Source organism: Enterobacter sp. 22499 (assembly GCF_052044815.1).
In the GTDB taxonomy this organism is placed as follows: domain Bacteria; phylum Pseudomonadota; class Gammaproteobacteria; order Enterobacterales; family Enterobacteriaceae; genus Enterobacter; species Enterobacter bugandensis.
In genome coordinates this window covers 25,937-38,829 of sequence record NZ_JBQENR010000009.1, presented here as the reverse complement: position 1 = coordinate 38,829, position 12,893 = coordinate 25,937, and the positions used below count along the sequence as shown (strand labels likewise).

Annotated in this window: 9 protein-coding genes; 7 read left to right on the top strand and 2 right to left on the bottom strand. The window is 57.4% G+C overall.

Features of this window, described 5'->3' with window-relative positions; genetic code table 11:
* Window positions 1-73 precede the first annotated feature (73 nt).
* Window positions 74-388 (top strand): lipoprotein, encoded by a 315-nt coding sequence (locus ACTJI7_RS20490; protein ID WP_028014394.1) that lies wholly within the window; start codon window positions 74-76, stop codon window positions 386-388.
* A gap of 114 nt (window positions 389-502) precedes the next feature.
* A complete protein-coding gene (locus ACTJI7_RS20485) occupies window positions 503-3,535 on the top strand; it encodes an autotransporter outer membrane beta-barrel domain-containing protein (RefSeq protein WP_192979108.1) in 3,033 nt (1,010 codons plus the stop codon).
* A gap of 61 nt (window positions 3,536-3,596) precedes the next feature.
* Here the strand turns inward: ACTJI7_RS20485 and ACTJI7_RS20480 are convergent, their stop codons facing one another.
* Window positions 3,597-4,124, bottom strand: coding sequence for a helix-turn-helix domain-containing protein (locus ACTJI7_RS20480; protein ID WP_045260784.1), 528 nt, complete (start codon window positions 4,122-4,124; stop codon window positions 3,597-3,599).
* Window positions 4,125-4,403: 279 nt separating this feature from the next.
* On the opposite strand from ACTJI7_RS20480, the gene ACTJI7_RS20475 reads away from it, so the two are divergent.
* The 5 genes from ACTJI7_RS20475 to pgaD all read left to right on the top strand — a co-directional run bounded on the left by ACTJI7_RS20475 (window position 4,404) and on the right by pgaD (window position 10,937).
* Window positions 4,404-4,583, top strand: coding sequence for a hypothetical protein (locus tag ACTJI7_RS20475; RefSeq protein ID WP_136431128.1), 180 nt, complete (start codon window positions 4,404-4,406; stop codon window positions 4,581-4,583).
* Window positions 4,584-4,797: 214 nt separating this feature from the next.
* Window positions 4,798-7,236, top strand: coding sequence for a poly-beta-1,6 N-acetyl-D-glucosamine export porin PgaA (gene pgaA, locus ACTJI7_RS20470; protein ID WP_063155157.1), 2,439 nt, complete (start codon window positions 4,798-4,800; stop codon window positions 7,234-7,236).
* Between the two features lie 8 nt (window positions 7,237-7,244).
* Complete coding sequence (pgaB, locus tag ACTJI7_RS20465; RefSeq protein ID WP_063155158.1) at window positions 7,245-9,182, top strand: poly-beta-1,6-N-acetyl-D-glucosamine N-deacetylase PgaB; 1,938 nt, start codon at window positions 7,245-7,247, stop codon at window positions 9,180-9,182.
* Window positions 9,175-10,506, top strand: a complete 1,332-nt coding sequence (gene pgaC / locus ACTJI7_RS20460; protein ID WP_028014399.1) for a poly-beta-1,6-N-acetyl-D-glucosamine synthase — start codon at window positions 9,175-9,177, stop codon at window positions 10,504-10,506. The genes pgaB and pgaC overlap by 8 nt, the downstream gene beginning before the upstream one ends.
* Window positions 10,503-10,937 (top strand): poly-beta-1,6-N-acetyl-D-glucosamine biosynthesis protein PgaD, encoded by a 435-nt coding sequence (gene pgaD, locus ACTJI7_RS20455; RefSeq protein WP_045260787.1) that lies wholly within the window; start codon window positions 10,503-10,505, stop codon window positions 10,935-10,937. Before pgaC ends, pgaD begins: the two co-directional genes overlap by 4 nt.
* A 53-nt stretch (window positions 10,938-10,990) precedes the next feature.
* Here the strand turns inward: pgaD and gss are convergent, their stop codons facing one another.
* Window positions 10,991-12,853, bottom strand: a complete 1,863-nt coding sequence (gss, locus tag ACTJI7_RS20450) for a bifunctional glutathionylspermidine amidase/synthase (RefSeq protein ID WP_063155159.1) — start codon at window positions 12,851-12,853, stop codon at window positions 10,991-10,993.
* Window positions 12,854-12,893 lie beyond the last annotated feature (40 nt).

The window sequence follows — 12,893 nt, the reverse complement described above, 5'->3', positions numbered from 1 at the left end:
ATTCGCTGATTTGGGTAATTGAAAACATAAATACAATCAGTGAAATTAACTGATTGGATATCAAGGATAATTTATGAAAAAACCACTCATCTTTTTAAGCGTTACGTTGATGCTCGCCGGTTGTTCCACGCTAAAAACCGATCAGGCTATTCCACTCCTGCAGGCGGAGACCGCTAAAATGCTGGGGTTGGGCTCATCGGATGAAATAACCGTGACCAATGTTAATGGCGCCCAGCCGGACGCACTGGGGGGGCAAAAACTGTCTTATCGCGCTACGACGGAAAAAGGGCGTATTTTCGATTGCTCATCAATGATGATGCCGGGGATTTTAGGATCCGCCCCGACGCTCAGCGCACCAACCTGTACCCCTGTTGTCACGCATAAATAATTAACTGCAAATGAAAAGGCGTACATAAATAACGCCTTTTATATTTTCTGACGTATCTGAGTTTTCATAAAAACGATTTTCCAGACATCACGCTAATGAGTACGGAGATAGCCCGTGAATAACTCTACATCGCATGCTTTAGCGGTTAAGACGCCGCTTTCCAGACTTTACCTCGCTCTATTTTCCGCGCCGCTGTTACTGCTTTCACCTGCCGATTTCGCGCGTGCAGCCGATGCCATTTTTGATGGCGAGGCGCGTATAACCGAAACGCTGGGTTACACCGGAGATGTTTACGTTGGACGTAATCAACCCGGAAACCTGCTGATCGATAATGGCAAAATCACCGCCTATAACATCAACATCGGTCGGCTGTTCGACGGCCAAATTTATGAAAGCGTGGTCACGGTCCGTGGGCCAAACGCTGAACTTAACGCAGTCAACGATCAGTACGTCCTGCGCGGCGACCTGAATCTTGGCCTCGGCACCCTGCGAATCGAAGAAGGCGCGCTGGCCAGCGCAAAAGAAATCGTTGTCGGCACCACCCGCGGCTACGACAGTCACCTTATCGCCACTGGCGCCGGCTCTCGCGTGACCAGTAATTTTCTCAGCGTAGGTACCGATCTGGGGGCACGCTCCACGCTGGCGATTGAAGACGGCGCGACGCTCAGCACCGCCTATGATGCGCGCATCGGCAATGGTACCGGGCCGGGTGAAACCGACACGCTAAGCCCGAAAGCCACCGTAACGGGGAGCGGCTCACAGTGGAACGTTGGCCGTACGTTGACGCTTTATGGCGACCTGGACGTGCTGAACGGCGGTGCGGTTAACGTTGGCGGCGTGCAGGTGGCGGGCGTCTCCGGGGCAGGTAAAACCGCCGAGCTGGTTATTGCGGGCAAAGACTCGCGCTTTACCAGCGGCAGCAGCGTGAGCGTGGGCGATTATGGCAATGGCGTGCTGTCGGTGATTGACGGAGGTTCATTTTCCGCTGGCAGCAATACGCTGATCGTGGGGACCTCGGGTTCCGGCTCGAACCGGGGTGCGCTCATTGTCGGCAGCCGCGGCAATATGGACACCGGAACGGGTTTAACTGAGCCAACGCTTGGCACAGCGGGCGGCGCGGGTACTCTCGATGCGAATACGGCAATCAGCCTGCGCGGCGGGCTGTTCGGCAGCTATGTCTACTTCAACCATACCGACGAAAATTACGTCTTCAGCAACAAGATGAGCGGCGAAGGTGAGGTGATCAATACTTCCGGGCAGACAACGCTGAATGGCGATCTTTCAGCCCTCCAGGCGAACGTGACCGCGCGCGGTGGCAAAGTCATTATCGCCAGCAACATCAACACCCAGCCAGAAGACGATATTTTTGATATTCAGACCCTTAGCGCCGAGAACGGCGGGACGCTGATCCTCAACGCGACGGCGGGATCCGACGTTAGCGACGGGCTGGGCTACAGCAGCGCCGCCTCAATCAAGGCCGGCGGAACGCTGGGAGGGAACGGCACGCTGGGCCAGACCGAGATCCTTTCCGGCGGGCATATCTCGCCCGGGGATGGCGATATCGGCACGCTGACGCTGAAACGTTATCTGAATTTTGTGGGTGACTCTTTCTATGATGTCGATATCGCCGGTGATGGCCGCAGCGACCAGCTGCTGGTCGCAGGCAAAACGACCATCAGCGATCGGGCTCAGGTACAGGTCACTGCGCTGGATCCGCAAACCAGCTACAAAACGGGCCAAAGCTACCGCATTTTAACCTCCGACGGGGGAATTGACGGTCAGTTCGCGGGGGCGGTGTCTAAATCCGCCTTCCTGGACGTGGCGCTCAACCAGAGCACCAACGCCGTCGATCTGACTATCGCGCAGAAAGAGACCGGCGGCGAGAATCCGGGAGGCGAAAACCCGGGAGGTGAAAATCCAGGAGGAGGAAACCCAGGCGGTGAGAACCCGGGCGGTGAGAACCCGGGCGGAGAAAACCCGGGCGGAGAAAACCCTGGCAGTGAGAATCCGGGCAGCGGCAAGCCGGGGATTTTCCAGACCGTCGCCAAAAGCAGCAACCAGTGGAATACCGCCGGCGCACTCTCCACCCTGACGCAAAGCGGCCCGTCGCTGGCGCTGTATAACTCGCTGCTGGTACTCAGCGCGCCGGAAGCGCGCGAGGCGTTCAACCAGCTGTCCGGTGAAGTTTATCCGTCAATGCAGTCCAACCTGATCGCCGGCAGCACGCAGGTGTTTAACGTCTTAAACCAGCGTATGCAGCGTGCGTTTGATAACGACAGCCTGCCAATACCACCATTAGCGATGTCGCTGGTGCAGCAGCCGGAGCCGCAAAACAATGGCGTCTGGGGCCAGACCTTCAGCTCCTGGAGCCGAAACGACGGCGACGGTAACGTGGGCAAGCTGGACGGCAACACCACCGGCTTCCTGCTGGGAGCAGATCGCAAGCTGGCGGATCATAACGTGCGTGTCGGCGGCTACTTCGGCTACAGCCGCGGTGATTACGACGTCGACAGCCGTCGTTCCTCAACGGATACCGATAACTACCACCTTGGCCTGTATGCGGCGGGTCAACAGGATGCGTTCTCCCTTCGCGGCGCGCTGGGTTACACCTGGCACAAGATCGAAGGCGAGCGCAGCGTTGATTTCAGCGGCTTCTCAGATCGGCTGAAGTCGGATTACGACGCCAACTCGCTGCTGGCGTTCACCGAAGCGGGTTACCGCTTCGGCCAGCCTGATATGAATATCGAGCCGTTCGTCAATTTATCGTACATTCGACTGCATACCGACAGCTTCAGGGAAGACGGCGGTGCCGCCGCGCTGAGCGTAAGTAACGAAACGATGAACACCTTCTACTCCACCCTCGGGGTGCGCGGTGTGACCGAGCTGCCAAAGAACGTGAACCTCTACGGTTCGTTGGGCTGGCAGCACGCCTATGGCGATAAGAATACCTCTTCGCGCATGGCGTTTGCGGGCAGCGACGCGTTCATTACTCAGGGGCAGGCCGTGGATGAGGACGTGATGGTGGGTGATATCGGCGTGAGCGTACAGCTGTCGCGTGCTGCGACGCTGGATGTGGGTTATCAGGGGCAATATGGTGCGGATACCCGCGTCAACTCGGTTAACGCTAATCTGCGCTGGTCGTTCTGAATTATTTCCAGTAAAAGAACCCGCCCTCGTGGCGGGTTTTTGCTTTTAGGCTCTCAGGAATTCAGGGATCGTTCCCAACCGCATCCAGCAGTTTGTTTTTAAAGATAAACAAACACGCCTCGTTGAAGTTCTCCGCCCCCAGGCGTTCCGACAGCGCCGTCCGTTTGCGATAGAGGCTCTTCACCGACGTGTTCAGTTCATCGGCAATCGCTTCCATCGACATCCCTGCCCTCAACAACCGCAGCATGATCGCTTCGTGCGTGCCAAGCCGTAAGTTAAGCAGCCATTTGGTGGTCAGACGCCTGCCCTTCATATTGAGCACCAGGTTAAATAACGATGCCATATCCGGCGCCGTAAGCGACGTGTTCATAAACAACTTCATACTGAGTAGATTCTCCTCGCGATGTCGCATATCCAGCATAACGCAGCAGATCGTTTTTTTTGTTCTGGCCGGATGGCGTATCAGGTAATCATATAAACGGAGCGGAGAACGGCTATCAATCAACACAGAATATTCATCTGCACCGTTATCAAATATGTTTCTGTCAATCGAGTCGAGCAGGATAATATCCGGGAAAAATAGCCTCATCCCCCTGACAAGATAGCGATCCTGGGTCACTAACACTATTGAAGTTGCCACTAACCATCCCTTTTAGATTAAAGCAAGAACGCACCTTCAGAAAGAAGGCCGCCTTCGTTTTATAGCGCTGTAATATTAACGACAATATGTATTCTGGCGTTGAACATCCCTCAATACAGACATTGATGAGTAAGACTTCCTGTAGACTTTCATTCAATGGCTGGCGTTAATTATAAATAAAAAACAATCGCAGAAAAGTCACTTCGCTGAACATTAAGACTTTTTGTCATGAAACTTCCCAAACATGCACCAGAAAGTACTTTAATTGCTACAATAAAACCTCGCCAGGAATATAAAAAAACTCAAAAAGACATAAATAAAACACATCAATATCAAAAAGTTACAAATACACAATCAATTCAAAATAATCACAAAAGACATTTCATTCCAGAATTATCCCAAAACTAACCCTCTGCTTTTCACCATATTTATCCGGCAACATATCAGGTGTACATTACCTTCCACCCAGTTCCCAAAGAGGAGGTTCCATAATTACCTTAAAGTAAGTACCCCATAACGTTACTGCATTCAGATTTAATGTTCTCATTTATGGCCTTTAACGCAGCGTTAAAAGGCAGCCGTGTTATGCAATGGATTCATGATAAACAAATGGCAAATAGATATGGAAAGATCGCTTCGCTTCAATACGTTATTCTTTTATCGCGCCCCAGGATTATTGTTTCTGCTATTTCTGTTTCCTGTTCTCGTTCAGGCAACGGAATCCGTTTATGAGCAACAGATTCAACAGGCTCGTAACGGTAATTACACGCCGTTTCTCAATTATCTTCAGCGGTATCAGCAACAGCATGCTCTGACGCCCGAGCAAGTGGCGGACTGGTTACAGGTGGCTGCGTGGGCAGGTCGTAATGACGAGGTGATTCAGCTCTGGCAGCGCTATGGCATTTATATGCCGCTGCCCGCTCGCGGCGTTGCGGCTGTCGCGCAGGCCAGAAGAGATCAAAAAGCGTGGCAGCCTGCCTTATCACTGTGGAAAGAGGCGCTTAGCCTTGCGCCACATAATGACGATTATCGTATCGGCTATATCAAAACCCTGGCCGATGCCCGCATGGATACGCTCGCTCTGCAGGAAGCCCGCCAGCTGGTGACGGAGGATCCCTCTCCGGCGCATCTTCAGACGCTTTCGTACGTCTGGTTACGCCAGGGAAAAAGCTGGGATCGGCTTTTAGCGGACACGCGCGCGCTGACCCTCGCGCCGGAGAATAACGCGCTCCTTAGCGAGCTGACTGACGCGCTAACGGATAACCGGGTGAGTACTCCCGCGCTGATGCTGTCACAAAGGGTAACGCTGCCCCCCGCGCAGCGCCGCCGTCTGGAGCTTAATGCCGCCGCAGAATGGGTTCGCCTTGCCGACGTGCCTGGCAGAACGGAAAAGGAGCGCCTGCAGCTGGCGCAAACGGCACTGAATCGTTACGACGCCCTGCTCTCACGCTGGCAACACGAACCGCAGGCAGCGGAAGACATCATCCTCGCCCGTATCGACAGGCTGGGTGCGCTGTACGCGCATGGCGATTACCCGCAGGTCATCCGTGAATATCAGGCGCTGACGGAGGCGCAGCATCCGGTGCCGGGCTGGGCGATCGGCTGGGCGATCTCCGCGTATCTGCAGGAGAAAAACGCCACTGCCGCCTTCTCGCTGCTGCAACGCTATCCGCAATACGCCGCCGATCCGCAGGACGAGGAGCATGCGCTTTTCTACGCCTGGCTGGACACGGGGCAGTATCAGGCCGCTCGCCAGTACGTAGAGCGCCAGACCCGCAGCGTTCCGTGGATCCGCTACGATTTCGGCTCGCCCACTCCGCAGCCCAACGATCGATGGCTTACCGGGCAGTCGCTCAAATTTAACTATTTGCTCTCAACCAACGCCCTGCCGGACGCGGATAAGCTGGCGCACCGTCTGGCCACAACGGCGCCGGGCAATCAGGGGCTGCAGATTGACTATGCCACCCTGCTTCAGGCGCGGGGCCAGCCGCGCGCGGCCGAGCAAACGTTAAAAAGGGCGGAGGCGCTGGAGCCATCTAATCTGGAGCTGGAACAGCAGCAGGCTTACGTCGCCATGGATCTGCAGGAGTGGCGCCAGATGGATTTACTGGCCGACGACGTGCTTGCCCGCGCGCCCGTTGCTCGCAGCGCCAGGCGTCTGGACAGGCTCAGAACGGTGCATCACATGTCCGAGCTGCGCCTTAACGCGAGCAAGGGCTTGCACTCCGATAACCCCATCAGCGGGACGCACGACCTGAACGGGGATGCCACGCTCTATGGTCCACCGGTAGCGGATAGCTGGCGGCTGTTTGCGGGTACCCGCTATGCGCAGGGTAATTTCGATGAAGGCAAAGGCACCAGCCGTCACCTCCTGGGCGGCATCGAGTGGCGTCCTCGCGACCTTCAGCTCGAAGCCGAGGTATCCAGCAACCGCTATCACGGTGAAAACAAGCCAGGTGCTCGCCTCTCAACCACGTACTTTCTCAATGATAACTGGCAGGTCAGCGGCAGCCTTGAACGCTTATCCCGCACCGCGCCGCTACGGGCATTACGCAACGGGATTAGCGCCAACCGGGGTGAAGGCGGGATCCGCTGGTATCAAAACGAGCGCCGTGAGTACCAGTTCAGCGCCGCCGTCAGCCGCTTCTCAGACCATAATCGCCGACAGGAATACACCCTTACGGGTAAGGAGCGTCTCTGGCAGACCCCGACCCTGACGCTGGATCTTGAACCGGGGATCGCCGCCAGTAAAAACAGCCTGCGGGACACGCTCTATTACAACCCGGCGCGGGATCTGTCCGTGACGGCCGCCCTGTCCGTGGACCATGAGATGTACCGCCATTACGACACCCTCTGGAGCCAGCAGTTGGTGGCGGGAGGCGGCAGCTACTGGCAGAAAAACCAGCCCGTTGGCGCCATCGCCCTGCTGGGCTACGGGCAACGCGTCCAGTGGAATAACGTCATTGATACCGGCGTGATGCTGAACTGGGATAAACGCCCTTACGACGGCAAACGCGAGAGCAACCTCTCCGTCACGCTTGATGCGACTTTACGCTTTTAAGGATGAATATGCTGAACACACGTTTTTCCGTGAGCCTGATCCTCATCGGCTGGCTCTGCCTCAGCGCGAGCGTCTGGGCGCAGGCGATCTCGTTCATTGCGCCCGGCGAGCGGCCGCAGCCGGAGGCGAGCAAACCCTGGCCGCAGAACCAGTTTCTGGTGCTGGCCTACCACGACGTCGAAGACGATGCCGCCGATCAGCGCTACCTCTCCGTGCGCACCAGCGCGCTAAACGAGCAGATTAGCTGGCTTCTGCACAACGGCTATCACGCCATCAGCGTGCAGGATATTCTGGACGCGCATGACGGCAAAAAATCGCTGCCGCCGAAAGCCGTTCTGCTCAGCTTTGACGACGGCTACAGCAGCTTCTACACCCGCGTCTGGCCGCTGCTTAAGGCCTGGAATGTGCCTGCGCTCTGGGCGCCGGTGGGCAGCTGGGTGGATACGCCAGCAAACCAGAAGGTGAACTTTGGCGGCCTGATGACGCCCCGGGATCGCTTCGCGACCTGGGACATGGTGCGCGAGCTCAGCCAGTCTCCGCTGGTTGAGATCGGATCGCATACCTGGGCCTCGCATTACGGCATCGTCGCCAACCCGCAGGGCAGCCGCGAACCGGCCATCGCCAACCGCTTTTATGATAAAGCGACGGGGCGCTATGAAACTGACCAGCAGTTCAGCCAGCGGATCGGCGATGACGTCCGCAAGGTGACGGAGAAAATCGCGCAGGTGACGGGCAAAGCGCCGCGCGCCTGGGTCTGGCCTTACGGTGCCGCCAGCGGTACGTCGCTCGCCATCGCCAGGCAGCAGGGCTACCGGCTCGCCTTTACTCTGGAGGACGGGCTGGGTGACGTGCGCAATCTCGCTAGCATTCCCCGTTTGCTGATCGCCGGCAACCCCTCGCTCAAAGCGTTTGCCAGTTCGGTCAGCCGGGTTCAGGAGCACGATCCCGTGCGCGTGATGCACGTCGATCTCGACTACGTTTACGATCCCGATCCGGCTCAGCAGACCCAAAACATCAACAGGCTGATCCAGCGGGTCTACGACATGAAAATCAGCCACGTCTTCCTGCAGGCGTTTGCCGACCCGCAGGGCGACGGCAGGATCAGGGCGCTCTATTTCCCCAACCGCCGGCTTCCGGTCCGGGCCGATCTCTTTAACTTCGTATCCTGGCAGCTGCAAACCCGCGCGGGGGTGAAGGTCTACGCGTGGATGCCGGTGCTCTCGTTCGATCTCGATCCTGCCCTGCCGCGCGTGCAGCGCCGGGACGATCGAACCGGCCAGCTGCGCGAGGCCAATGAGCCCTACATCAGGCTTTCACCGTGGGACCCGCAGGTTCGCCTGCAGGTGACGGAAATCTATGAAGATCTGGCCCGCCATGCCAGCTTCAACGGGATCCTGTTCCATGACGATGCGGTACTGACGGACGTTGACGCTGCCGGGCAGGACACGACGCGCCAGAAAAGCCGGAGGCTTATCGAATTTACCCGCGCTCTGAGCCAGGCGGTGAAGCACATCCGCGGCCCGCAGATAAAAACCGCGCGCAATATGTTCGTCCTTCCCATTCTGCAGCCCGAAAGCGAAGCGTGGTTTGCGCAGAATCTCGATGATTTTCTGGCGGCCTATGACTGGACGGTGCCCATGGCAATGCCGCTGATGGAGTCCGTTCCGGCGAACGAGAGCAATGCCTGGCTGACGCGTTTGATCAAGGCCGTCGCCGCGCGGCCCGGCGCGCTGGATAAAACCATTTTCGAGCTGCAGGCCAGAGACTGGGAGCAGAAGCCGCAGCGCGCCGTCTCCGACAGTCAGCTTGCGGCGTGGATGCGCGTCCTCCAGCTGAACGGCATCAAAAACTACGGCTACTACCCTGACGATTTCATCAATAACCAGCCTGATATCTCGCGCATCAGGCCCGTCTTTTCTTCCTACTGGTACCCTGACAATGACTGATCGCATAATCGCCTTTTCAATTTTGTGTCTGGTATTCGGGCTGCCGTTAGGGGTGGCCGCCCTCTTTACCGGCGAGCTGATTCTGGATTTTGTCTTCTTCTGGCCGCTGTTTATGTCCGTGCTCTGGGTCACCGGCGGCCTCTATTTCTGGTTTCAGCTTGAACGCCGCTGGTCGTGGGATAAAGACACGCCCGCCCCGACGCTCGCCGGCGAGCCGCTCATCTCAATTCTAATCCCCTGCTTCAATGAGGAAAGAAATGCCAGAGAGACCATCAGCGCCGCGCTGGCTCAGCGGTACGAGAATATTGAAGTGATCGCCATCAACGACGGCTCGTCTGATAACACCGCGCAGGTGCTGCAGCAGCTGGCGCTGGAGCAGCCGCGCCTGCGGGTGATTAACCTCGCGGAGAACCAGGGAAAAGCGGTGGCGCTCAAAGCCGGGGCGGCGGCGGCCCGGGGCGATCTGCTGGTCTGCATTGACGGCGACGCCCTGCTCGACCGCGACACCGCGGCCTATCTGGTCGCGCCGCTGATTCAGTATCCCCACGTCGGGGCGGTTACCGGGAACCCGCGCATTCGCACGCGCTCCACGCTGATTGGCCGCATTCAGGTTGGCGAGTTTTCGTCCATCATTGGGCTCATCAAGCGGACGCAGCGGATCTATGGCCGGGTCTTTACCGTCTCCGGCGTCATCGCCGCCTTTCGTCGGCAGGCGCTGGCGGACGTCGGGTACTGGAGCCCGGACATGATCACCGAAGACATCGACATCAGCTGGAAGCTCCAGCTGCGCCACTGGGATATCTTTTTCGAGCCGCGGGCGCTGTGCTGGATCCTGATGCCGGAGACGCTGAAGGGCCTGTGGAAGCAGCGTCTGCGCTGGGCACAGGGCGGCGCGGAGGTATTTCTGGTGAACCTGCGCAAGATGGTGCGCTGGGAGCATCACCGCATGTGGCCCCTGTTTCTGGAGTACGCGCTGTCAACGCTGTGGGCCTTCGCGTATGCGATAACGGTGCTGCTGTACATCATCAGCCACGTCGCGCCCATTCCCGCCAGGCTGACCGTTGAAACCCTGTTTCCCCCGGCGTTTACCGGGCTGCTGCTGGGCGTGATGTGCCTGCTGCAGTTCCTGGTCAGCTTGTACATCGAGCGGCGCTATGAGCGCAAGGTGGCCAGCTCGCTTTTCTGGGTGATTTGGTTCCCGATGGTCTACTGGATGATTGGTCTGTTCACCACCCTCGTCGCATTTCCAAAAGTCATGCTTAAACGTCAGCGCGCCCGCGCGCGCTGGATCAGTCCGGACCGGGGAAAAGGAAGCCTTCAATGAACGAAAATACCTTAATTTTGACTGAACATCGGTTGCTGCCACGACTTTTTGATGCCGCGTTAACCGTGGTGGCGTGGGGCGGGTTTCTGTTCTTCCTGTATGCCAGGCTGTGGATGCAGTTAACCGAGGAGAGCGACCACCGGTGGAGCGTGATTATTGCCTCCTTTAATACGGTGTTGATCTATTTGCTGTTCGCCGCACTCAACGGCTGGCTGCTGATTTTGTGGTATCAGTACAACCGCCGCCGCGCGAACGTAAGACGACGTCAGCCAGGCTTGTTGCATCATGACGAACTTGCCCGCAGCTTTAACGTCTCACCGCAGCTCATCTCGGAGATGAGCCAGCACAACCTGCTGACGGTTTATCATGACCAGATTGGTCGCATCATCGAATTGAAAACCAGCGCGCAGCAGGACGAGGAAGCGCAGTAACAAAAAGCCCCCACAGAGAATACCCTGCGGGGGCTTTTTAGCGCAGATGCACGTTACTTATCCTTGAGTACAATCAGCGGCTCGATATCGCTCTCTTTTTTCACCACCAGCGAGTCATCGCCACGCAGGCAGGTCCCGCCGTAATTTCCGCCCACGGTAAAGGTACAGACCTGTATGTACTTGCCGTCGACGTTTGGCAGGCACCACAGCTGCTGGTAGATATTTTTGCGGTCAACAAACTTGCCGCTGGATTTATCCAGCAGCTCGTCCTGGGCGCTGATGAGATCGATATTGCTGCCGCAGCGTCCGGCAATCGGCTTGACGGCGTATCCGGTCTGCTTCAGCAGGTCGTTCACCTCAAAATCGGTGTCGAGCAGGTAACGGTGGTTCGGGAACAGCTGCCACAGTACCGGAAGAATCGCCTTGTTGCCGGGAATAACGGTCCACAGCGGTTCAAAGACCAGCACTTCCGGGCGCAGCAGAACATCAATCAGGCGTACCTCGCCCGCAGGATGCCCGGTGCGGATCGGCACGGCGGCGTATTCGGTTTCGCTGACCTCGCGGATCTGCTCTATCGCCGTCTCCCACGCCCAGGTTTTCCACACGCAGTTGACGTGGCGACCTTCGTCGTCAATCAGCTGCCCGGCGCCATCCCAGCTCAGCACCTCCAGCCCGTGCAGGATTTTGGTCTCGAACCCGGCCTGCATCAGCGAACGCTGAATAAAGAGCGCGTGATAGTCCTCTTCGACATCGTTGTCCTGCATGATGTGAACGAACGGCCGCGCGTGGCTGTGCTTCCATGCGCCGGTCAGCTCTTCCAGCAGCCCTTCCGCCGGGTTGTGCCCGCTGCCGCGATAGCCGTTTTTGACCCACTCTTCGAGGATCAACCCGCCTTCTGTGTGACAAGACGCGGAGTCGGCATTGTACTCGTAGACCTTAATCCCGCGCTCATCCATGCAGAAATCCATACGACCGGTGATCATATGGTGGCGGCGCCACTGCCAGGAAAGGCGCAGGCGCGGCCAGAGGATTTTCGGGATGTCGAACAGCGCCAGCAGATTGTCGTCTTTCAGCACCTTGTCCGTCGCGTGCAGGTACATCAGGTGCAGTTCGTTGGTGGCCTTGATCAGCTCCTGCTCGGCGCTTTCGGTAATGGTGAAGTACTGGCAGGGATCTTTGTTGATCACATGGCCGTTGGCGCGGATATATGCCTGCTGCAGCGCGTCATTTTCGTTCAGCCATTTTCCGTCGAACTGACGTTTGTTTTTCAGCCGCGCACCGCGGATTTTCAGCAGTTCACCGTCCGGTTCAGGCTGGGGAATGCTGTGCTCCGTGTCGTCCGTCTGGATCATCCAGCCGAGAATTTCGGTATCGCTGAAGGTGTCATGAAGGGTATAGCAGCCATTCTCCACGGTCATGCGCAGCTCGCGCGTCCACTGCTGCCCGAGCGGCAGCGGGGAGTGAATCACGTTCTGCTCCGCAATACGCACCTTATCGCCCAGAAGCTGGGTGATCACCGCCACGTGGCCGGTCTCGTGAAACTCGCCGCCTTTTTGCCAGATCAGCAGCGCCCCGGCGCGCGGTGCGCGCTTCGAGCCGTTGGCAAAAGCCTGAAGGGGCAGAATGTTATCGTTCACCACCTGGCGCAAAAAGCGCAGGGAGAAGATTTCCCACGCCATGCCGACGTCGGTAAACACGAAGCCATAGTTGAGGAACAGGAAACGGCGGGCGAACTCAACGCACTGCCACTTGTGGCCCATGTATTCGTTGCCAATATAGCTGCGGAAATCCGCGTCTTCCGGGTATTTTCGCGGATCCAGACTGCCGTAATTCGATGAGTAAATCGCCACGCCACCCGGCGCATAACCTAACAATGTCCCGAATGGCGCATCACTGCTTAACTTTCCTTTACGCATGTATCCAACCTAAAACAGGCAGGCGGCAATTTTTTATGGG